Genomic DNA, 22,003 nt, shown 5'->3' with positions numbered 1-22,003 from the left:
ATAATTCTAATCATTAGTGTCCCGATTTTATCGGGACACTAATGATATTATATGGTAAATATTATTATATTTATAGTAGGGTGGCTGGCAACTATTGGTATCAACGCTCTAATAATTTTGAAGTTATTGTTCTAACCTATGAAAGTTATTTTTCTCGACTTCGATGGTGTCATGGACACTGCGTACTATGATAATTACCTGAACTACATGGGGCTTCCTGAAAAGGATAAGTATGGAGTTGTCTTTGATCCTGACTGTATCGCAAATCTAAGAAGAATTATTGATGAAACTGGCGCTGACATTGTTGTAAGCTCGACATGGAAGGACTTCATGACTTATAAGGAGATACTTGAAATGTGGGAATACAGAAAACTCCCAGGATTTGTTACTGACACTACTCCTACCTGTAGTCGTAAACGCGGGGATGAAATTGATAGTTGGTTAGAAGAATGTAACACAGAATGCGAGTACGTTATAATTGACGATATGGACGAAACTCAGTTCAATGAGCACCAGTACGATAGATTATTCGTCGTAAACCCATACGATGGCTTAAATGAACAGACCGCAGAAAAGGTCATTCAATTATTTCGAGAATAATGAAATACTTTCGTTCTACCATATTCATTCTTATTTCTTTGTGTTTGGTGGTGTTCTGAGAATAGGTATACCCCGACCATTAGTCGGCCATCTCTATGGCGTACACATTTATGCTTGTGGAGTGAGTGCGTATATACAGAATAAATCATTACCAGAAACGTATTAACCGTTATCACCACGTATCTGCTTCGGGTAGTATCGTGGCGATAACGGTTAATGCGTATTATATATTATAATAAGGTGTATGGGGATGTCAATAGACCCGCTCGCCAAAGATGGCGGTACCTACGCGCACCATGTTGGAGCCGTGGTGGATGGCGATGGGGTAGTCGTCGCTCATGCCCCACGAGCGGTAGCGGAACGAGGGCTGGTCGGCAAAGTATTTGCCCCGGACCTCGTCGAAGAAGCTGTGGGCGGTGTCCATCTCGCGGGCTATCTGGTCGTGGTCATCGGTGTGGGATGCCATCATCATGAGTCCGCATATCTCCACATGCTCCATCTGCTGCCATTCGCCGTCGGCGAGCAGACTGCGGCAGTCGTCGGGGGTAAGTCCGTACTTGGTGGCTTCCTCTGCGATGTGCAGTTCCAGCAATACGCGGATGCGGCGACCGCATCGGGCTCCCTGTTTCTCTATCTCGCGGAGCAGCCTGATAGAATCTACCGACTCTATCATGCTGATATAGGGAGCTATATACTTCACCTTGTTGGTCTGTAGGTGTCCGATAAAGTGCCAATGGATGTCTTTGGGCAGCGAGGCGGCCTTACGGGCAAGTTCCTGCTCATGGCTTTCGCCAAATATGCGCTGCCCCACATTGTAGGCAGCGGTGATATACTCGTCGGGGTGGAACTTGCTGACAGCCGTCAGCTCCACTCCTTCGGGCAACTGGGCCTTGATGGCCAGCAGGTTTTTTGCCACGTCCACCATTATTTCTCCTCCTCGTATTCGGGCTTGTCGTCGCGTTCCTGTTTCTTGGGAGCGTTGTGTTCGTAGACATCCATGATGCGTGTCTCGCTGATGTTGGCGATAACATAGTCTATCATGGTTCCGCCCATCACTGTGTCGATGTTCTTGATGGCGCCGTTCATGTTGGCAGCCTGTACCAGATAGTTTACGTTGCTACGCTTCTCCTTGCCGCTCTTTTCGTCGAGGGTGATAAACTGCAGCTTGGCCTTGTACCAGCGGTCGTCATTGCCGTTCTCGCTGAAGAATATCTCGCCATAGGCAGCAGGGTTGATGTTCTTGATTTCGAGTTCGCCGCTTACGTATGCCGACATCTCGCTCGCGATGGACTTCTCGGCGTCGCCGAAGCTGACTGCGTCGACCACATAGAGTTCACTTATTTTTTTCTGCATTCCGTCCTCCATAGTCTTCTCATAGCGGACGGTGGTTTCATACCAGTTGGCTGTTCTACTTCTCATATTCTTTATTTCTGTTGTTGTCATGCAAAGGTAGTTACTTTTTTTCTATACGCAGCCAGTTGCGGGTAAAAAAATGTGAACTCCCCTCAGCCTGTCGACGCCTGTCTTCGGCCGAAAGGAATATGCGAAGCCAGCGGCGGTGCCCCGATTCGCCCCGCCTATAACCTATTATAATATAGCCGCCCTCGGTAGCGGAAGCCCAGTGCCGAGGGTCATGTTGCCGATAATGCCGATAAAGATGGTTTCAGGATCTGAATTGATGGATGCAGGGTCTGATATCCCGATTTCAGCCTTCTAATCGATTGTTTCGCGCTTCGGAATGATGTTGCCGACGCTTGCGGCGGTCGCCATCCTTACGGTTGCCTATGCCAGCTGCTGCTCGGCTGGAGCAGGGCTGTCCTCCCTGGTCCTGAGACTTGTCGCCAATCAGTTTTGTGGGCTTGGCGCACAAGTTTTTGCGGTAAGTGTAAGGTTATTAACAAAAAATGGTTACCTTATGCACCCATAAGAGCAATTTGTATTATGCCAGAAATTTCCATTTGTGGACTCGAAATGCCCGAATCTCCAATCCGTAAATTGGCACAGTTGGCTGCTGCAGCCAAGGCCCTTGGCACCAAAGTTTATCACCTCAATATCGGTCAGCCCGACCTGCCCACCCCTCAGTGTGGACTTAGATGTGCCATCGCAAAAAAAAATTGAAAAAATATTGCATTGGTAAAAAATATTTGTAACTTTATGGCCACCAAGCATAATACCACAGTATGAAGGCATTAATATCTCTGAAAAGCGTATTTGTGTTAGCCATCGTCCTGTTGGCTACCAGTTGCCATGAAAGTGAAGGGACGCGGAGGCATGCAGACTTGCAGACTATGCCCTCTGCCCAGATACTCGCTCGGGTGATGGCTTATGTGCAAGCCCACGAGCAGCAGATAGATTTTTTCACCGAGCGCAATTTTTCGGGCAAGGACATGAATGTTCGGCATACTATGTATCATATCAATATATAACTATAAAATATTGTCCATGATTATGAAAAGAATTATTCTGTTAACTGTTGTTTCCTTTGCCGCAATTATAGCGAGGGCGCAGAGTTTTCATTATTACCCCTTAAAGGAGGTGGGAGACACGATAGAGTATCTGAAACTCAATTTTGACAAGCAGGCAGATTATTTCGTGGGGCGCACCTTCGATGAGTTCTGGCAGATAATAAGGCGCGATATCACACCAAAACTTCTTAATATTAAAGATACATCTCCTTTCGTGGATCCCCATGGTGTGCGCTATGTGTGTGGTGCGTATGTGGCGTGTATGGATCTTAGTGGTGTGTCGCCCGATACGGTTAGGACACCAGCTGCTCATATCAGAATGTATTTTAAGCCGCCATTTAAGGTCAATGCAGATAGGCTGTTTTATAAACTCCCAGAAAATATGACTGTTGATGGTCGGGCCAAATATTTGGCTGATTTTGTTATAGACGATATATGGGTGTTTGTCGTTGATCGCAGGCGCAGTCGATAAGATAGTTGTCTGGTACAGGCTGTCTATGTGCTGGTAAAGTTTAAGCCTCCTTATATAGTCTGTCTATACAAACTTTTTCTCGCCGCTGCCATACGATGTCACCGTTGACACTTGCATAAAGTTGCTATGCAATTATGTAATAGAAGAAATTTGGGTATCTACAATAGACCGAAGGAGAGGATGGTAGTTATATACGCATCTTAGAGTCCAATAAACCATATATGATAAAAAACACTATGCGACGTATAATTCTTTGGATGTACCTGTTGCTTGCCACCACGTCTCTGCTGGTTAGCAGTTGCTATGAAAGTGAAGGGGCGATTGGACAATCGGACTTGCAGACTATGCCCTCAGCCCAGATACTTGCTCGGGTGATGGCTTATGTGCAAGCTCACGAGCAGCAGATGGATTTTCTCACCGAGCGCAATTTTTCGAGCAAGGATATGAAAGTTCGGCAGGCTATGTATCGGCAGACGAAAGACACGACATGGTTGCTTATACCCATCGTGCGCACTTTGCGCGACTCTATGGTCACAGCCGATAGCCTCTATTTCGCTCCCCGTCGGCTCTTTGCCCTCTCCTTGATAACCCGAGGCAGTGCTCGGCCACGGCTGTGGTTTGTGGAGCAAGAACCCACCAGAGAATTTCATAAAGCCAACCGCACCGCCTTCCTTTATCGCCACTTCACGGGGCGGCAGGACACTTACACCGAAGCAGGGCAACTGGTGCATGCCATCAAGATATACAACGGATGGTATGACACACAGTTAACCATAAAGCCCGCGGATAGCAACGATAGTACCTATGCTAAGAACTACGATGGGCAGGTGGCTGCCCCTTGGAGAAGAAGATGAGTGTGGCCGTTTGGTGGTGGATAATGGCTGCGTCTGTAAGTTTTTTGTGACAGGATGTAAGGCTATTACAAAAAAATAAGTAACTTTGCATCCGTATTAGCAATTAGAGTTATGCCAGAAATTTCTATTCGCGGACTTGAAATGCCCGAATCGCCAATCCGTAAGTTGGCACCGTTGGCAGCTGCAGCCAAGGCCCGTGGCACCAAAGTTTATCACCTCAATATCGGTCAGCCCGACCTGCCCACCCCTCAGTGTGGACTTGATGCCCTCAAGAATGTTCACTGTCAGGTGCTCGAGTATTCTCCTTCGCAGGGTTATCTCAGCTATCGACAGAAACTTACAGAGTATTATCACAAGTATGACATCGAGGTTACTGCCGACGATATCATCATTACCTCCGGTGGTTCTGAGGCCGTGCTCTTTGCCTTTATGAGTACCCTCAATCCCGGCGACGAGATTATCATCCCCGAGCCCGCCTATGCCAACTATATGGCCTTTGCCGTGTCGGCGGGTGCCACTATCCGCACCATCGCCACCACCATAGAGGAAGGATTTGCACTGCCCCGTGTCGAGCGGTTCGAGGAACTCATCAACGAGCGCACCCGCGCCATACTCATCTGCAATCCCAACAACCCTACAGGCTATCTCTATACCCGTAGAGAGATGCACCAGATACGCGACCTGGTCAAGAAGTATGACCTCTACCTCTTCTCCGACGAGGTCTATCGTGAGTACATCTACACCGGTTCGCCCTACATCAGCGCCATGCACCTCGAGGGTATCGAGCAGAACACTATCCTCATCGACTCGGTGTCCAAGCGCTACAGCGAATGCGGAATACGCATCGGAGCCCTGGTCACCAAGAACGCCGAGGTGCGTCGCGCGGTGATGAAGTTCTGTCAGGCCCGCCTCTCTCCACCCCTTATCGGACAGATTGTGGCCGAGGCGTCGCTCGATGCTCCCGAGGAGTATTACCGCGATGTCTACGACGAGTATGTGGAGCGCCGCAAGTGTCTCATCGACGGCCTCAACCGCATCCCCGGCGTCTATTCGCCCATCCCTATGGGTGCCTTCTACACTGTGGCCAAGCTCCCTGTCGACGACAGCGAGAAGTTCTGCCGCTGGTGCCTCGAAGAGTTCAGCTACGAGGGTGAGACCGTGATGATGGCTCCTGCCCAGGGCTTCTATACCACCCCCGGTGCCGGCCGCAACCAGGTGCGTATCGCCTACGTGCTGAAGAAGGACGACCTGGAGCGTGCCCTCGTGGTGCTGCGCAAGGCCCTTGAACTCTATCCCGGTCGCGACGACAGCGACGAATAACCCCACGCGCCACACTTACGCCCATGAATTTCCCACTCTACATAGCCCGCAAGATATACAGCTATACCGGCGACAGGCAGAAGGTCTCCAAGCCCGCCGTGCGTATAGCCATAGCCGGCGTGGCCATTGGTCTGGCGGTCATGATTATCTCCGTGAGTGTAGTCTTCGGCTTCAAGCATACCATCCAGGACAAGGTCATCGGCTTCGGCTCCCACATCCAAGTGGCCGACTTCATGACGCTGCAGAACCAGGAACAGTATCCCATCCAGATGAACGACTCCATGGTGCGCGTCATCCGCGACATCCCCGGAGTGGCCCACGTGCAGCGCTATGCCATGAAGCAGGGCATACTCAAGACCGACAAGGACTTCCTGGGCGTCATGTTCAAGGGCGTAGGTCCCGACTACGATACCACCTTCCTCCACAAGAACCTCGTGGAAGGCACCATCCCCCGCTTCTCCGACCAGAAGAGCAGCAACCATATCCTCGTCTCGCGCAAGATGGCCGATATGCTTCAGGTCAAGTGTGGCGACAAGATTTTTGCCTATTTCATCGACCAGCAAGGGGTGCGCGCCCGCCGGTTTACCATCCAGGGCATCTATCAGACCAATCTTACCCAATACGACCGCACCACCTGCTTCATAGACCTTTATACCGCCGTGAAGCTCAACGGCTGGGAGTCCGACCAGGCATCGGGTGCCGAGGTCACCGTCGCCGATTTCAGTCGCATCGATGATACCGAGTCGCTCTTCATCGACCGCATCAACCGCTCCATGGATAGCTATGGAGCTACCTATTCCTCCAAGACCATCCAGGAGATTAATCCGCAGATTTTCCAGTGGCTCAATCTGCTCGACCTCAATGTCTGGATTATCCTCGCGCTGATGCTGGCGGTGGCAGGAGTCACCATGGTGTCGGGCCTCCTTATTATAATATTGGAGCGCACCACCATGATAGGCGTGCTCAAAGCCCTCGGTGCGCGCAACAAGACCATCCGCCACATGTTCCTTTGGTTTGCCGTGTTCATCATCGGTCGCGGACTGCTGTTGGGCGACGCCATCGCCCTGGGGCTGCTTCTGCTGCAGCGCTATACCGGCGTGGTCAAGCTCGACCCCACGACCTATTATGTCGAGACGGCTCCCGTCGAAATCAATGTTCCCATCATCATCGCCCTCAATGTGGTAACCCTCGTGGTGAGCGTCTTCGTGCTCATCGCCCCCAGCTACTTTGTCTCCCACATCCATCCCGCCAAGAGCATGCGTTACGAGTAGCGTGCCCGAAATAGCCACCAATCCACCCGTAATAAGGTAGAGAAAAGTACAAATTATCGTGATTTGTGTAAAATACTGCACAATATGTTTTGCAGTGTGCAAATAAGATAGTATCTTTGCACATAAATTACTCTTATGTGCAATGGATTTGACACCGAGCTTTATTGAATATATTGAAAAGGCTGTCGTGGAGAACTGGGATAGAGACGCCCTCACAGACTATAAAGGAACCACTTTACAGTACCACGATGTAGCCCGCAAAATCGAAAAACTGCACATTCTCTTTGCCAATAGCGGTATAGAGAAGGGCGACAAAATAGCCCTGTGTGGTCGCAACAGTTCCAATTGGGCTGTGGCGTTTTTGGCTACACTTGCCTATGGCGCTGTAGCCGTTCCTATACAGAATGAATTTACTCCCGACCAGATTTACAACATCGTCAATCATAGCGAAGCCAGACTGCTCTTTGTGGGCGACGTGGTGGCTACGCAGATAGACGCTTCGCAGATGCCCGCATTGGAAGGCGTGTTCTATCTGCCCGACTTCTCGCTCACGCTCTCGCGTTCCGAGCAGCTCACCTATGCACGTGAGCATCTCAACGAGATGTTTGGCAGCAAGTTCCCCAAGTTCTTCCGTCGCGAGCATGTGGCCTATCACCACGGCGATGCCGAAGACGTGGCGCTCATCAACTATACCAGCGGTACCACCGGCTTCTCCAAGGGCGTGGTGCTGCCTTATCGTGCGCTGTGGAGCAACTTCGACTTTCTCAATGGTATGATGGGCAAGCATATCCCCCGTGGCAGCAACTGCGTGTGCATCCTGCCCATGGCCCATATGTATGGACTCATGGACGATGTGCTCTTCCAGTTCTGTTTGGGCAGCCATATCTTCTTCCTTACCCGCATGCCCACTCCCACGCTCGTGGCCGAGGCTTTGGCCGAGATACGTCCGCGCCTCATCTGCTCGGTTCCCCTTGTGGTCGAGAAGATTGTGCGCAAGAAGATCTTCCCCGAATTCCAGACCAGCATGGTGCGCCTGCTCATGAATATGCCCCTCCTGCGCGACAAGGTCAAGGAGCGTATCTGCGAGCGTGTGCGCGAGGTGTTCGGCGGCAACCTCTACCAGGTTATGGTTGGTGGCGCCAGTCTTAGCCGTGAGGTCGAAGAGTTTTTTGTCAGCATCGGGTTCCCCATCACTGTGGGCTATGGCACCACCGAGACCGCCCCGATGATTACCATGAGCAACTGGGACGACTTCGTGCCCGGCTCTTGCGGCACCCCTGCCACCCACATGGAGGTGCGCATCGCCAGCGAAGACCCCGAGCATGTGCCCGGAGAAATCATTACCCGCGGCTTGAACGTGATGCTCGGCTATTATAAGAACGAGGAAGCCACCCGCGCTGTCATCGACGCCGACGGATGGTTCCATACCGGCGACCTCGCCACCATGAGTGCCGACGGCCATGTCTTCATCCGCGGCCGCATCAAGAACATGCTGCTCGGAGCCAACGGCCAGAATGTCTATCCCGAAGAGATAGAAGACAAGCTCAACTCTATGGCCCTCGTCGGCGAGAGCCTTGTGGTGCAGCGTGGCGACCAGCTCGTGGCTTTGGTCCACCCCGATGTCGAGGAGGTCAAGAGCATGGGCTTCGACGATGCCGACCTGCGCGGCGTCATGGAGCAGAACCGCATCGAGCTCAACAGCAAGCTGCCCCATTTCTGCAAGATTGCTGCCATACAGCTCCATGCTACCGAGTTTGAGAAGACACCCAAGAAGAGTATCAAGAGATATAAATACCAACAATCTATATAACCAATTAATAAGAAGCATTATGATGGAAATTCCAAGCTTCAATGCTCTCATTGAGAAGAGCATCATCGACCATTGGGACAGTGATGCACTGACCGATTACAAGGGAATAACGCTGCAGTATCATGACGTGGCGCGCAAGATAGAGAAACTGCACATCCTATTTGAGAATAGCGGTGTGCAGAAGGGTGACAAGATAGCCCTCTGTGGCCGCAACAGTTCGGCCTGGGCCTGTGCCTTCCTGGCCACGCTCACCTATGGTGCTGTAGCCGTACCCATCCTGCACGAGTTTACCCCAGACCAGATATACAACATTGTCAATCACAGCGATGCCAAGCTGCTCTTCGTGGGCGATGTCGTCGCCACCCAGATAGATGGCACCAAGATGCCCGCTCTTGAGGGCATTGTCTATCTCCCCGACTATTCGCTGGTGCTCTCGCGTACCGACAAGTTGACCTATGCACGTGAGCATCTCAACGAGATGTTCGGTCACAAGTATCCCAAGTACTTCCGCAAGGAACATGTGTCTTATTACAAGGAGCAGAGTCCTGAAGAACTGGCGCTTATCAACTACACCAGTGGCACTACAGGCTTCTCCAAGGGAGTGATGCTGCCTTACCGTTCGCTTTGGAGCAATGCCGACTTTGCCCGTACGGTAATCGGCAAGCACATTGCAGTGGGCGACAAGGTGATAAGCATCCTGCCCATGGCCCATATGTATGGTATGGCCTTTGAGTTCCTCTTCGAGTTCCTCTCTGGCTGCCATGTCTATTATCTCACCCGTATTCCCAGCCCCGCCATCATCGCCCAGGCCTTTGCCGACGTGCGTCCACGCATCATTATTGCCGTGCCGCTCATCATCGAGAAGATTATCCGCAAGAAGGTGTTCCCCAAGCTGCAGACCAACAAGATGCGACTGCTGCTCAATATGCCCGTCATTAACAAGAAGGTCAACGAGAAGATTTGCGAGCAGGTTACCGCTGCCTTTGGAGGCAACTTCTATGAGATTATCATCGGCGGAGCCGCCTTCAACCAGGAGGTAGAGAACTTCCTCAACCGTATCGGCTTCCGCTACACGGTGGGCTATGGCGCTACCGAGTGCGGACCCATCATCTGCTACTCCGACTATGCGTCTTTCGCCAAGGGCAGTTGTGGTCGTGCAGCCCTCCACCAGGAGGTGCGCATTGTGAGCCCCGACCCTGAGAATGTGCCTGGCGAGATACTGACCAAGGGCCCTAATGTGCTTCTGGGCTACTACAAGAACGAGGATGCCACCCGCGCCGCTATCGACGAGGACGGCTGGTTCCACACCGGCGACCTCGGTACGATGGATGCCGAGGGCAACGTGTTCATCAAGGGTCGCTCCAAGAACATGCTGCTCGGTTCCAACGGACAGAACATCTATCCCGAGGAGCTCGAAGACAAGCTCTCTTCGATGCCACTTGTCGCCGAGAGCGTAGTCATCCAGAAGGGCGACAAGCTGATTGGCCTTCTCCATCCCGACTATGATGAGGCCAAGGTTATGGGTCTCAAGCCATCAGACATCGAGAGCATCATGGAGCAGAACCGCCAGGACTTCAATGCAGTGATGCCCGCCTACGCCCGTCTTTCGGCTGTCCGCATCCAGGAAGAGGAGTTTGAGAAGACTCCCAAGAAGAGTATCAAGCGCTATCTCTACACCGAGTAGCAATATATAGACAGAGACCGAAGGGCCACACCTCCCACTTGCAGACGAGTAGGGGTGTGGCCCTTTTTTGTTGCCTGTCAGCAAATTTGTTGGTAAAAATATTGCGTAATTAGGCGGAAATACCTAAATTTGTCGTAAAGAACAAAAACACTAAGATTATGATAGACGTAAAGCAGACTTTAAGCGACGCCGAAGAGCGTATGGAGATGGCAGCGATGTATCTCGAAGAGCAGTTGGTACGCATCCGTGCCGGCAGAGCCAATGTGGCTCTCCTCGATGGAGTGAGAGTTAACTCTTATGGCTCTATGGTTCCCCTCAACCAGGTAGCTACCGTCACCGTGCCCGACGCCCGTACCATAGCCATCCGTCCCTGGGACAAGAAGGCCATCAAGGATATCGAGAAGGGTATCATGGACAGCGATGTAGGCATCACTCCCGAGAACAATGGCGAGGTGGTTCGCCTCAATCTTCCACAGCCCACAGGCGAGCGCCGTCAAGAGTTGGTAAAGCAGTGCAACAAGATAGGTGAACGCGCCAAGGTAGAGGTGCGCAACGTGCGTGGAGAAATCAAGGACAAACTCAAGAAGGCCATCAAGGACGGTCTGTCTGAAGACCTTGAGAAGGACGCTGAGAACGATTTGCAGAAGGTTCACGACAAGTATATCAAGAAGATAGACGAACTGCTCGATGCCAAGCAGAAAGAGATAATGACCGTATAGTGAAGGGACTCGTCATCAAGAACACCGGCAGCTGGTACACCGTGCGCACCGACAATGGCGAGACGGTCGAAAGCAAGATTAAGGGCAATTTCCGTCTCAAGGGCATACGCAGCACCAATCCTGTGGCTGTGGGCGACAGGGTCGAGATAGCGCTCAATCAGGAGGGAACGGCATTCATCACCGCCATCGAAGACCGACGCAACTACATCGTGCGCAAGTCGCAGAACCTCTCCAAGCAGAGCCACATCATTGCCGCCAATGTCGACCAGGCGTTCCTTATCGTCACCGTGAGCCATCCGCAGACCTCCACCACCTTCATCGACCGCTTTCTTGCCTCAGCTGAGGCTTACAGTGTGCCGGTGGTACTGGTCTTCAACAAGACCGACCTGCTCTCTCCCGAAGAGTTGCACTATCAGGCGATGATGGTGAGCCTCTATGAGACGGTGGGATATGAGTGCCGCCAGATTTCGGCTGCCACAGGCGAAGGAGTGGCTCCGCTCGTCGACCTGCTTCAGGGCAAGGTGACCGTGCTCAGCGGCAACAGCGGTGTAGGCAAATCCACGCTTATCAATACTCTCGTGCCTGGCGCTCAGTTGCGTACCGCCGAGATTTCCGATGCCCACGACGCCGGCATGCACACCACCACCTTCAGCGAGATGTTGCAGCTGGCCGATGGCGGATATATCATCGACACGCCCGGCATACGCGGCTTTGGCACCTTCGATATGGAGCCCGAAGAAATATCCAGCTACTTCAAGGAAATCTTCCGCTTCTCCAAGGATTGCAGGTTCTCCAACTGCACCCACACCCACGAACCCGGTTGTGCTGTGCTTGATGCGGTAGAAAATCACTATATAGCCGCGTCGCGCTACCAGTCCTACCTCTCCATGCTTGAAGACAAGGACGATGGCAAGTATCGCTCGGGCTATTGAGTTCACATTTATCTGATAAGACCGCTGTCTGTCACGACAGCCATTCCATACTGTCCGCAGTGCCGATACCTTTGGCATTGCGGACAGTGTTTTTCTCCCCGTTCTGATGATGTGCGTCCTGCGCGTCCAGCACCCTTCATTCAGCCTGATAATATCCACGTTTGGGCGACGCCACTCTTCCCTCGGCCTTCAGCCGTCGCAGCGCGGCGTCTATCGTCTTGCGCTCTTCGCCCATGAGCTGGGCCAGGTCGGCAGCCTTGATGGGGCTGCCCAGTTGGCGCATACGGGCATAGACTATATCTGCCGCTTCCATATAGTAAGGGTCGTCGCCGTCGCCGAAGAGTTTGATGGCGATGGCAGCACAGGCTTCGGCGTCGGCCAGTGCGTGGTGATGGCGCGACAGGTTGTAGCCACACCTCTCGGCTATGACATCAAGATTGTGATGCCCTGTGGGCCATACGCGTCGCGACTTGACGAGCGTGCAGCAGAATGGGTAGTCGGGATAGTCCATCCCATAGCAGCGGAAGACCGCCTTCAGACAGTTCTCGTCAAACGCCTTGTTGTGCGCCACCAGCGTGAGCCCCTCCAAGCGTGGCGCTATCTCTGCCCAGACTTCAGGGAAAACGGGAGCCTTGCGCGTGTCGCTCTCCGTGAGCCCGTGCACCTGGCTGCACCAGAAGTCGTAGTACTCAGGCACAGGCTTGATGAGCGAGTAGAAGGTGTCTGCCACCACGCCGTCGCGCACGATGACCACACCCACCGAGCATACGCTTGTGGGCTCCGAGTTGGCTGTCTCAAAATCTATTGCTGCAAAGTCTTTCATTGCTTACATGGTTTTTGTCATGCAAATATAGCACATCATTCTATCATTTGCCTCCGTCGGGATTGTTTTTTTCGCGAAGAAGATAAAAAACAGGCAGATTGCAAGCCGTTTTCGTCATTTATTATTACATTTGCAAGGCAATAAACAGTTTACCTATATGGATATGACATTCACGCTGCACCCTGGCGACAATCTTCAGGGTGGCAAATACCGCATAGAGAAAGTGCTGGGTCAGGGTGGCTTCGGCATTACTTACCTCGCCATTCAGGGCGGGCTGGAACGTACGGTGGCTATCAAGGAGTTCTTCATGCGCGAAGCCTGTTGTCGCGCCAGTGACAGTCGTGGCGTGACCCTTGGCACCGAGGGCAACCGCGAGACGGTAGACCGCTATCGCCAGAAGTTTCTCAAGGAAGCCCGCAGCATAGCCCGGCTCAACCACCCACACATCGTGCGCATCATCGATGTGTTTGAGGAAAACGGCACAGCCTACTATGTGATGGAGTATGTCGCCGGTGGTTCGCTGTCCGATAGGGTTGGGCGCCAGGGAGCCCTCTCTGAGTCCGAGGCCACGCGCTATATCCGTCAGGTGGCCGACGCCCTGACCTATATTCATACCCAGCGCATGACCCATCTCGACGTCAAGCCAGCCAACATCATGCTCACCGATAAAGACGAGGTCGTGCTCATCGACTTCGGTCTCGCCAAGCAGTACGACTCTGCTACGGGCCACCAGACCAGCAGCACCCCAGTGGGTATCAGTGAGGGCTACGCTCCGCTGGAGCAGTATATGCAGGGCGGAGTGGGCGAGTTCTCGCCCGAGACCGATGTCTATGCCCTCGGAGCTACATACTATAAACTGCTCACCGGACAGACGCCGCCCAGTGCTTCGTCTGTCAATGAGGACGGTCTTCCCCTCGAGCCGCTGAAGTCTCGTGGAGTCACCCCTCAGGTCATCACCGCCATCACCCATGCCATGGAGGGTCGCCGGCGCGACCGCCCCAAGACCGTTGCCGAGTTCCTGGCCGAGTTTGATGGCGTGGCCGGGCAGGCAGCCAACCCCAAGCCCCGTACCGATACCTCGCATGAGGCGTCGGGTTCGGGCGACGGCGATACCACTCTCAAGAAGAAAATTCCCGCTCCCCAGCCCAAGTCTCCCGCACGCCCCGTGGTCAGCCGGAAGACGATGATGGTGGCAGCCGCTGTCTTGGCGGCAGTCCTCGTTGTGGGTGGCATCGTTGTAGCCATTTCCCAGGCATGGCCATCCGGAGAGACGGCGACCGAGACTCAGGACAAGCCTGCCTTTGTAGCCAAGAAGATTACCAAAGACTCGGAGATGTTCTTTGTCGGTGACGTGAATTTTACTATGCGCTATATAGAGGGAGGCTCTTTCGACATGGGCGCCACGGCAGAGATGGATACGGTCGGCTTTAGTCTGGCAGAAGAGAAGCCCGTGCATAAGGTATATGTTGAAAGTTTTGCCATAGGCGTCTTTGAAGTGACGCAGGAACTCTGGCAGGCAGTAATGGGCACCAATCCGTCTTCTACCAAGTCCGCGTATTGTCCTGTTGAGAGTGTCAGCTGGAATGATTGTCAGGAGTTCATCCAGAAGCTCAATGCGATTACCGGCAAGCAGTTCCGACTGCCCACCGAGGCCGAGTGGGAGTATGCCGCTCGTGGCGGCAAGTATGCCAAAGGTTACCGTTACAGCGGCAGCAACAATCTCGGCGAGGTGGGCAGTTTCTACCATGGCTCTTGGCCAGCCTGGGCAAGCCGAAAGCCCAACGAGTTGGGGCTGTATGACATGAGTGGCAGCGTCAATGAACTGTGCAGCGACTATATGGGCGACTACTCTGCCGAGGAGCAGGTGTGTCCTGTTGGACCGGCTGCAGGCAGCGAGCGTGTGATGCGTGGCGGCAGCTTTGGCGATGAGCCTATCAACTGTCGTATCTCAGCCCGCTTTGGTATAGCGCCCGACAAGAGGGCTTCCAACGTAGGCCTCCGTTTGGCCCTTTCGCTCTGACATTGCTTCTACCGGCAGACAATAGAAAGCCGCAATAGCTCCTGCTTGTGCAGGGATGGCTATTGCGGCTTTTGCTGTTTGTGTGGTTGTGTTATCCGATGCGGATGGTGTATTCGCTCATGAAGCTGGCACCGGGCTGCAGGCGGTTGATGAGGTATTTCTCGCTCAGGTCGCCCGTAAACTCAGCCCAGTCGTGTATGCCGTACCAGGGCTCTATGCACACGAAGGGCGCGTTCTTGGCGGTGGGGCTCCAGATGCCTACTGCCGGCGAGCGGAAGCCTACGGTCACCACCGGACGGCGCTCGCGGTCGAGCAGAGCCACCTCGTGCAACTGCGACTCGTCGAAGATGAGAGCGTCGTCGTCGAAGTCGGCGCAGGTGAAGTGCCACACGTTGCCATCCATCTCCAGCGGATGATGACCAGGCGTGATGCAGCCGTTGGTGTTGCCATAGAGACGCTCGGCATCGGGGTTGTCGAAGCGCAGATAGCCGTCCAGCGGGTCACCGTCTTTCATTCCGGGCACGTTGAATGCGGGATGGCCACCGATAGAGAACAGCAGTTCGCGGCGGTCGGTGTTCTCCACGTGCCAGATCACGTGGATGGTGTTGCCGTCGAGCCGGTAGGTCACGCTCAGATTGAAGTGGAAGGGATAGACCTTGAGTGTCTCTTCGCTCTCAGTGAGGGCAAAGGTGACGCGGTGGTCGGTTTTGGCGACGAGAGTGAAGTCGCTCTTGCTGGCAAATCCATGGCGCAGCATGTGATACTCCTTGCCGTCGAGATGATAGGTGTCGTTCCAGAGTCCACAGACGATGGGGAAGAGGGTGGGCGAGTGCTTGGCCCAGTATTTAGGGTCGGCCTGCCACAGATACTCGTGTCCCTGCGCGTCGCGTATGCTCTGCATCTCTGCACCACGCTCGGCGATGGTGACAGAGAGAATGTCGTTGCTTAGTGTCTGCATATATGTATGGTTTATATCTTGGGTCTGAAGTTGAGTATTCTCAGTCGGGTGGTCTTGCTGCGGTCGCGCCGTCTGTACACGCAGACTACGGCTGCTGCCGCATTGGTGGCCATGGCAGCCAGACAGATGATGATAGCCGTCTCGGCGGCTGGTCTGCAGGGGATGTAGAAGGCTGCCAGCACGCCGCTCACCATTGCTGCCGCCAGGCATACGCCCATCGCGCGGGTGTAGGTGACCATCACCCGCAGCTGCTCTGCCGCCGTGATGGTCATGGGCATCTCTATGCGTGAGAGCGGGTGATAGGCTGCCCACAGGGCATAAAGCGCCAGATAGGTGTCTATGCCGCCGAAGGTCACGGCGCCAGCCCTGTCGCGGAAGGTGAGGCTGGTGTCGAGCCATGCCTCGGGGCCGGTGCTGAGCGAAGCGGGGCAGACCAGTGCCGTCAGGATGAGGCCCCATGCCACAACCAGCATGACGATGGTGGCAGCCTCTGAGAGAGTGCCTGTCAGGGTGCGGTTGACCGTGAAGAACGGGCCGTCAGATGTTGTCGTTCTCTTCATCGTTGGTAGCATTCGATAGTTCACCGTTGCCCCCGTTCTTATGCTTGGGCAGCCTCCTGGCCTTGCGTAGCGCCTCGTTGACAATCCATTGCAGTTGTCCGTTGGTGCTGCGAAACTCGTCGGCAGCCCACTTCTCGACAGCCGCCATCGTGGCGCTGTCGAGTCGCAGTACAAAGGGTTTGGTTTTCTCTTTTGCCATGTCTGCCTATTACATGTTGAGCGTGCCTGTGTTGACTACTGGCTGCGCCGTATCGTCGCCGCAGAGCACTACCATCAGGTTGCTAATCATGGCAGCCTTCTTGTCGTCGTCGAGCTCTATCACGCCGCCTTCTGCCAGTTTGTCGAGCGCCATCTTGACCATGCTCACCGCACCTTCCACTATCTTCTCGCGGGCGGCGATGATGGCGTCGGCCTGCTGGCGGCGCAGCATCACGGCAGCGATTTCGGGTGCATAGGCCAGATAGTTGATGCGGGCCTCTACCACCTCGATGCCAGCCATGGTGAGCCGCTCTTCCAGCTCGCTCTTGAGCACCTCGTTGATTTCGTCGCCACCGCTGCGCAGTGTCAGTTCGTCCTTGTTGTCGGTATTGTCATAGGCATACTGTCCGGCCATCTGTCGGAGGGCGGCGTCGCCCTGTATCTTGACAAAATTCTCGAAGGCGCGCATCATGCTGTTTACGTTGACACCTACCGAGGCTGCGTTGCTCGCCATGGTCTGGGCGTCGATTTCAAACATGGCCTTGTAGGTGTCTTTGAGTTTCCACACCAGCACCATGCCAATCATCACGGGGTTGCCCTGCTTGTCATTGACCTTGATGGGTTCGGCGTCGATGTTGCGGGCGCGCAGCGACAGCTTCTTTACACTGTAGAAGGGGTTCACCCACGAGTATCCCACCTTCTTGAAGGTGCCGTGGTACTTGCCGAAGAACAGCATCACGCGGGCCTCGTTGGGCTCTATCATGATGAAGCCGCACATGGCGACGATGGCAGCCAGCAGCAGTACGCAGCCAGTGACAATCTTGAACGCATTCTCATACTCGATGCCGAAGCCGAGCAGCAGGCCGGAAATTACCAGTGCAGCCACAATGGCAAACAACATCACGAAACCATTCAGGGTAAATCCCTTGAAGTCAAACTCTTGATTCTTCATAATTATAGCTGTTTAGAAAGTGATATTAATTTGATATTGCAAAGATAGCGACTTGCGTGATAACTTCCAAGCATTTTTCCAACTTTTTTTCAATTATTTTTCCGACCGTGCCTACTGCCCTCCCGATGACGGTGGTCGTCACTGCTGCATCGCAAGGCCCAGAGGGAAGCGTGGGAGGGTGGCTTGGCGTCATTATGGTCGTCATCGCATCCGCCGTAACCTCATCTGGCGGCTCGTAACGTAAGGCACGAAGGCTCGTATCATTTGTTACGTGGGCTCGTGCCTTACGATACGTGTCCACGTAACATACGATACGAGCCGCCAAAGGTGGTTGGCACGGTTCTGAAAGCCATGACTGCCAGGAATATAAATAAAGAAACCGAGACCGCCCGTAAATTCGGGACAATCTCGGTCGATACACACGTATATAAATATAATCCTATGGGCAGACATCTGCGCCCGGCATGTCGGGCTGTGGTCTCGCGGTCATCGCATCTGTAATGCCTGTCTCTGCCCGGGCTTGCGCGCCGGGCGATGGTTGGCCAGACGCTTCATCATCCGTCGTTCGAGAACGTAGACACGCTTGATCTGGTTTTGGGTGAGAAACTTGCTGTATTCGGCATAATACTTCTGGCGAATCTGCAGCAGCTTTTCGCTACGCTCAAACTGCCGGGCGATGTCCTGTTTGGCCTCGGCTTCGGTCTGCTGCTGTGCGTTGGCCTGTTTGCGAGCGCCCTTCATGCGAGTGCCCAAAGCCCAGATTTCTTTCTGGCAGGCAGTATAGGTCTCGACAAACTGCTTGGTGGTGGCTTCGTCGAAAGCCATGGTCTGGGCGATGTGCCGTGCCTGCTTGTCGGCCAGTTCTTCGCGCGTCAGACGCTGGCGCTGGTTGTTCTGTGCGCTGATAGTGGTTGTGCCCATCAGCATCAAGGCTGCTACGAGCCATAACTTCATAATGGTCTTCATCTTGTTATGTTTTTTATTCGTTGATAAATATGTCTTCCTGATACACCGAGAGGATGTAGGTCTGGTCGTCGTTGCTCAGATTGTCGAACGCCTGCTCCACATGGGCATAGTCTGTCGTGGATAGGGTAGACCATCTGCCGCCTATCATCACTACTATGCCCGTCACGGCTGCAGCTGCCAGCAGACCGGCTATCGAGCGGCGCAGGGTCATTGAGCGGTGGCGCCTGGGGCGCGATTGTGATAGGTTGCGGGCAAGTATCTGGCGTTCCATGTCGTCGAAGAAACCTTCGGGCACGCTGTAAGGCATGCGTTTGCCAATGTTGTCGAAATCGAATTGATGTTCCATATCTTTAGTCATGATTGTTCATATATCTGATGATTTTCTCCTTGGCGATGTGATAGTTGGTCTTGGCCGAGGCGGGCGTGGAGTCTGTCACGTCGGCAATCTCGGCAAAACTCATGTTATCGTAGTAGCGCAGGTTGAAGGCCAGCTGCTGCTTGTCGGGCAACGCGAGGATGGCACGTTGCAGTCTGACGGCTTCGGCGTCGCTGTAGTCGATATAGCTGTCGGCTGCGCGCTCGTCGAGCAGCGCCATCCTGTCGTCGGCCGAAACCTCATCCTGCTTCCGTTGGCCGATGATGCGCAGCGCCTCGTGGGTGGCAATCTTGTATATCCACGCCGACAGCGAGCGGATTTCATCGTAGTTTCCCACTGAGCGGTAGATGCGTATGAAGGTCTCCTGCATGGCGTCCTGGGCATCGTCGTGGCTCACCACCATGCGGCGTATGTGCCAGTAGATAGGCTCGGTGTAGCGCTTTACCAGCAGGGCGAACCCCTTGGCAGTGTCTGCCTTCAGCTGCTTTACTATGTAAGTGTCGTCGATGGACATGGTCGTCTTCTCTCGTTGTGAGGTTTGGGTGATTATATCTTGCTATATACCTTTTTGCTACCTGCGGTCTGGCATTTCAGCATGCCGTTGGCTCTGGAGCAGAAGGAGTCGAGCTCGGCTTCGGCCATCTGCTTGCTGAGTCCCGTCATACGGGCGTAGTGCTTGATGGTGAGGTATCTGTTGTTCTGCAGATAGGCCAGGGCCATGTGCAGACGCTGGTTCTGGGTGAGGTGGTTGCTCACACGGGTGGCCGTTGTCGGCACCGTGCGTACTACGACCATGGGTCTCGGAGTCCACAGGCGATGATGGCAGCCTGGGCGGCGATGGCCCGAAGCCGGCAAGCATAGCAGCATGGCCATTAGTGCTGTCATCGATACGATGGTTGTTTTGTAATGTCTCATATTCGTTGTCGTTTGAGGTTGAAATTGGGTCCGTTGTATGAACGCCGTTCATATATATAACCCCGAGAAGTGGGAAATGTAAAATGGGTAACCGTCATTTTATTCATTTTTCTCTTTTTTACTGTTTTTTCCGTTTTCCATGTCCTGACTGCAGAGTACAACGATACGTACAGGCAATACGAATGCCTGCACATTATATAAATATATGCGCTCGCGATGTAATTAAAAAGGTAAAAACCAATGCAATTTCGTTTTTTTTGAGTACTTTTGCAGATGATAATGTGCGTATGTCCCGTTACTGCAGAGGCGGGCGGGGAAAAGGTGCATGCCAGTATGAATGGAAAGTAAATAAAAACAATATATATGAACGTATTAGAACTTAGCGAACAAGAGATTGTACGCCGCCAGTGTCTTGAAGAGTTGCGACAGATGGGTATCAATCCCTATCCCGCAGACGAATTTCCCGTAAATGCTTATTCGACCGATATCCGTGACAACTTCGTGGATGGCGAAGAGCGCGAGGTAGTTATCGCCGGCCGTCTGATGGGCCGCCGCGTGATGGGTAAGGCCAGCTTTGCCGAGCTGCAAGACTCCAAGGGTCGTATCCAGGTGTATATCACCCGTGATGACGTGTGTCCTGGCGATGACAAAGACTTGTACAACAAGGTGTTCAAGAAACTGATGGATATCGGTGACTTCATCGGTATCAAGGGTTTCGTCTTCCGTACTCAGACCGGTGAAATCAGCGTTCACGCCAAAGAACTGACGCTGCTGAGCAAGAGCCTCAAGCCTCTGCCTATCGTGAAGTATAAGGACGGTGTGGCCTACGACAAGTTTGAGGACCCCGAGCTGCGCTATCGCCAGCGCTATGTAGACCTCGTGGTCAACGACGGTGTGAAGGATACCTTCCTCAAACGTGCCACCGTGCTGCGCACCATGCGCCGCTTCTTCGACGAGGCTGGCTATACTGAGGTAGAGACCCCCACGCTGCAGAGCATTGCCGGCGGTGCCAGCGCCCGTCCGTTTATCACCCACTTCAATGCGCTCAATATAGATATGTACATGCGTATCGCCACCGAGCTCTATCTGAAGCGACTCATCGTGGGCGGATTTGAAGGCGTCTACGAGATAGGCAAGAACTTCCGCAACGAGGGTATGGATCGCTTCCACAACCCTGAGTTTACCTGCATGGAGCTCTATGTGCAGTACAAGGACTATAACTGGATGATGTCCTTCACCGAACAGCTGCTCGAGACCATCTGTGTGGCTGTCAACGGCAAGCCCGAAGTGCAGATGGGCGACAAGACTATCAGCTTCAAGGCTCCCTTCCGTCGTCTGCCCATCCTCGATGCCATCAAGGAGAAGACCGGATATGACCTCTACGGCAAGAGCGAGGACGAGATACGCCACATCGCTGTAGACGAACTCAAGATGGAAGGCATCGACGCGAGCTTCGGCAAGGGCAAGCTCATCGACGAAATCTTCGGCGAGTACTGCGAGGGTACCTACATCCAGCCTACCTTCATCATCGACTATCCTGTAGAGATGAGCCCGCTCACCAAGATGCACCGCAGCAAGCCCGGACTGACCGAGCGCTTCGAGCTGATGGTCAACGGTAAGGAGCTGGCCAATGCCTATTCTGAGCTCAACGACCCCATTGACCAGGAAGAGCGCTTCAAGGAGCAGATGAGACTGGCCGACAAGGGCGACGACGAGGCAATGGTCATCGACCAGGACTTCCTGCGTGCGCTGCAGTACGGCATGCCCCCCACGAGTGGTATCGGTATCGGCATCGACCGTCTGGTGATGCTCATGACCGGCAAGGAGTACATCCAGGAAGTTATGCTCTTCCCCCAGATGAAGCCCGAGGCCAAGATACCTCAGAGCAGCATCAAGGAGTGGGCTGCCATTGGTGTGCCTGAGGACGAGGTGTATGTGCTGCGCAAGGCAGGCTTCAACCTCATCAGCGACATCAAGGACCAGAAGGCTCAGGGACTGCAGCAGAAGTTGGGCGAGATACACAAGAAGTACAAGCTCGAGTTTGAAAAGCCCGGTGTCGATGCTATCCAGCAGTGGATAGACAGCGCACAGGCCTGAGAACAGCATAA

Annotated in this window: 22 protein-coding genes and 2 pseudogenes; 13 read left to right on the top strand and 11 right to left on the bottom strand. The window is 53.6% G+C overall.

The window, feature by feature from the left end:
* Nucleotides 1-138: 138 nt before the first annotated feature.
* The gene (locus CIK92_RS06795; RefSeq protein ID WP_094388569.1) at nucleotides 139-600 is read left to right on the top strand and encodes an HAD domain-containing protein; all 462 of its coding nucleotides are present in this window, start codon (nucleotides 139-141) and stop codon (nucleotides 598-600) included.
* Nucleotides 601-853: 253 nt separating this feature from the next.
* On the opposite strand, the gene CIK92_RS06790 is transcribed toward CIK92_RS06795, so the two are convergent.
* Nucleotides 854-1,528, bottom strand: coding sequence for a YggS family pyridoxal phosphate-dependent enzyme (locus CIK92_RS06790; protein WP_173823811.1), 675 nt, complete (start codon nucleotides 1,526-1,528; stop codon nucleotides 854-856).
* Nucleotides 1,525-2,019, bottom strand: a complete 495-nt coding sequence (locus CIK92_RS06785; protein ID WP_022310845.1) for a DUF4494 domain-containing protein — start codon at nucleotides 2,017-2,019, stop codon at nucleotides 1,525-1,527. Before CIK92_RS06785 ends, CIK92_RS06790 begins: the two co-directional genes overlap by 4 nt.
* 522 nt (nucleotides 2,020-2,541) lie before the next feature.
* Here CIK92_RS06785 and CIK92_RS13395 point away from each other — a divergent pair.
* The 10 genes and pseudogenes from CIK92_RS13395 to rsgA form a co-directional block, all read left to right on the top strand.
* A pseudogene (locus CIK92_RS13395) lies at nucleotides 2,542-2,691 on the top strand (pyridoxal phosphate-dependent aminotransferase); the annotation flags it as partial.
* Nucleotides 2,692-2,780: 89 nt separating this feature from the next.
* Entirely contained in the window at nucleotides 2,781-3,026 is a 246-nt protein-coding gene (locus tag CIK92_RS06780) for a hypothetical protein (RefSeq protein ID WP_094388567.1), read from the top strand.
* A 22-nt stretch (nucleotides 3,027-3,048) separates the two neighbouring features.
* Complete coding sequence (locus CIK92_RS06775; protein WP_144289363.1) at nucleotides 3,049-3,537, top strand: hypothetical protein; 489 nt, start codon at nucleotides 3,049-3,051, stop codon at nucleotides 3,535-3,537.
* A 236-nt stretch (nucleotides 3,538-3,773) separates the two neighbouring features.
* Complete coding sequence (locus tag CIK92_RS06770; RefSeq protein ID WP_144289362.1) at nucleotides 3,774-4,391, top strand: hypothetical protein; 618 nt, start codon at nucleotides 3,774-3,776, stop codon at nucleotides 4,389-4,391.
* A 111-nt stretch (nucleotides 4,392-4,502) separates the two neighbouring features.
* A complete protein-coding gene (locus CIK92_RS06765; protein WP_094388564.1) occupies nucleotides 4,503-5,711 on the top strand; it encodes a pyridoxal phosphate-dependent aminotransferase in 1,209 nt (402 codons plus the stop codon).
* Nucleotides 5,712-5,734: 23 nt separating this feature from the next.
* Nucleotides 5,735-6,982: an ABC transporter permease gene (locus tag CIK92_RS06760; RefSeq protein WP_022310840.1), complete on the top strand. Its 1,248-nt coding sequence runs from the start codon at nucleotides 5,735-5,737 to the stop codon at nucleotides 6,980-6,982.
* Nucleotides 6,983-7,124: 142 nt separating this feature from the next.
* Nucleotides 7,125-8,792 (top strand): AMP-binding protein, encoded by a 1,668-nt coding sequence (locus CIK92_RS06755; protein ID WP_094388563.1) that lies wholly within the window; start codon nucleotides 7,125-7,127, stop codon nucleotides 8,790-8,792.
* 19 nt (nucleotides 8,793-8,811) lie between these two features.
* A complete protein-coding gene (locus CIK92_RS06750; RefSeq protein ID WP_094385859.1) occupies nucleotides 8,812-10,476 on the top strand; it encodes an AMP-binding protein in 1,665 nt (554 codons plus the stop codon).
* Between the two features lie 158 nt (nucleotides 10,477-10,634).
* Complete coding sequence (frr, locus tag CIK92_RS06745) at nucleotides 10,635-11,195, top strand: ribosome recycling factor (protein ID WP_022310837.1); 561 nt, start codon at nucleotides 10,635-10,637, stop codon at nucleotides 11,193-11,195.
* Nucleotides 11,195-12,127 (top strand): ribosome small subunit-dependent GTPase A, encoded by a 933-nt coding sequence (gene rsgA, locus CIK92_RS06740; RefSeq protein ID WP_094388562.1) that lies wholly within the window; start codon nucleotides 11,195-11,197, stop codon nucleotides 12,125-12,127. The genes frr and rsgA overlap by 1 nt, the downstream gene beginning before the upstream one ends.
* 340 nt (nucleotides 12,128-12,467) lie before the next feature.
* On the opposite strand, the pseudogene CIK92_RS06735 reads toward rsgA, so the two are convergent.
* A pseudogene (locus CIK92_RS06735) lies at nucleotides 12,468-12,950 on the bottom strand (3'-5' exonuclease); the annotation flags it as partial.
* Nucleotides 12,951-13,107: 157 nt separating this feature from the next.
* Here CIK92_RS06735 and CIK92_RS06730 point away from each other — a divergent pair.
* A complete protein-coding gene (locus CIK92_RS06730; protein WP_094385865.1) occupies nucleotides 13,108-14,970 on the top strand; it encodes a bifunctional serine/threonine-protein kinase/formylglycine-generating enzyme family protein in 1,863 nt (620 codons plus the stop codon).
* A 91-nt stretch (nucleotides 14,971-15,061) separates the two neighbouring features.
* Here the strand turns inward: CIK92_RS06730 and CIK92_RS06725 are convergent, their stop codons facing one another.
* The 8 genes from CIK92_RS06725 to CIK92_RS06685 all read right to left on the bottom strand — a co-directional run bounded on the left by CIK92_RS06725 (nucleotide 15,062) and on the right by CIK92_RS06685 (nucleotide 19,895).
* On the bottom strand, nucleotides 15,062-15,928 hold the full coding sequence (locus tag CIK92_RS06725) for an aldose 1-epimerase family protein (RefSeq protein ID WP_094388561.1): 867 nt from the start codon (nucleotides 15,926-15,928) through the stop codon (nucleotides 15,062-15,064).
* An 11-nt stretch (nucleotides 15,929-15,939) separates the two neighbouring features.
* A complete protein-coding gene (locus CIK92_RS06720) occupies nucleotides 15,940-16,488 on the bottom strand; it encodes a hypothetical protein (RefSeq protein ID WP_094388560.1) in 549 nt (182 codons plus the stop codon).
* Nucleotides 16,466-16,687 (bottom strand): DNA-binding protein, encoded by a 222-nt coding sequence (locus CIK92_RS06715; RefSeq protein WP_094388559.1) that lies wholly within the window; start codon nucleotides 16,685-16,687, stop codon nucleotides 16,466-16,468. The genes CIK92_RS06720 and CIK92_RS06715 overlap by 23 nt, the downstream gene beginning before the upstream one ends.
* 9 nt (nucleotides 16,688-16,696) lie before the next feature.
* Complete coding sequence (locus CIK92_RS06710) at nucleotides 16,697-17,638, bottom strand: SPFH domain-containing protein (protein ID WP_094385872.1); 942 nt, start codon at nucleotides 17,636-17,638, stop codon at nucleotides 16,697-16,699.
* 486 nt (nucleotides 17,639-18,124) lie between these two features.
* Entirely contained in the window at nucleotides 18,125-18,592 is a 468-nt protein-coding gene (locus CIK92_RS06700; RefSeq protein WP_254046017.1) for a hypothetical protein, read from the bottom strand.
* Nucleotides 18,593-18,617: 25 nt separating this feature from the next.
* A complete protein-coding gene (locus CIK92_RS06695; RefSeq protein ID WP_094385878.1) occupies nucleotides 18,618-18,950 on the bottom strand; it encodes a hypothetical protein in 333 nt (110 codons plus the stop codon).
* Nucleotides 18,951-18,954: 4 nt separating this feature from the next.
* On the bottom strand, nucleotides 18,955-19,494 hold the full coding sequence (locus CIK92_RS06690; protein WP_094385880.1) for an RNA polymerase sigma factor: 540 nt from the start codon (nucleotides 19,492-19,494) through the stop codon (nucleotides 18,955-18,957).
* 32 nt (nucleotides 19,495-19,526) lie between these two features.
* A complete protein-coding gene (locus tag CIK92_RS06685; protein ID WP_144007758.1) occupies nucleotides 19,527-19,895 on the bottom strand; it encodes a hypothetical protein in 369 nt (122 codons plus the stop codon).
* A gap of 363 nt (nucleotides 19,896-20,258) precedes the next feature.
* Between CIK92_RS06685 and lysS the strand changes: the two genes are divergently transcribed.
* Complete coding sequence (gene lysS / locus CIK92_RS06680; RefSeq protein ID WP_022310827.1) at nucleotides 20,259-21,992, top strand: lysine--tRNA ligase; 1,734 nt, start codon at nucleotides 20,259-20,261, stop codon at nucleotides 21,990-21,992.
* The last annotated feature ends 11 nt before the right edge of the window (nucleotides 21,993-22,003 follow it).

The sequence above is a fragment of the Prevotella sp. P4-67 genome (genome assembly GCF_002251325.1).
In the GTDB taxonomy this organism is placed as follows: Bacteria; Bacteroidota; Bacteroidia; order Bacteroidales; family Bacteroidaceae; genus Prevotella.
Note: the sequence above shows the minus strand (reverse complement) of the source record. Positions and strands in the feature narration are given on the sequence as shown.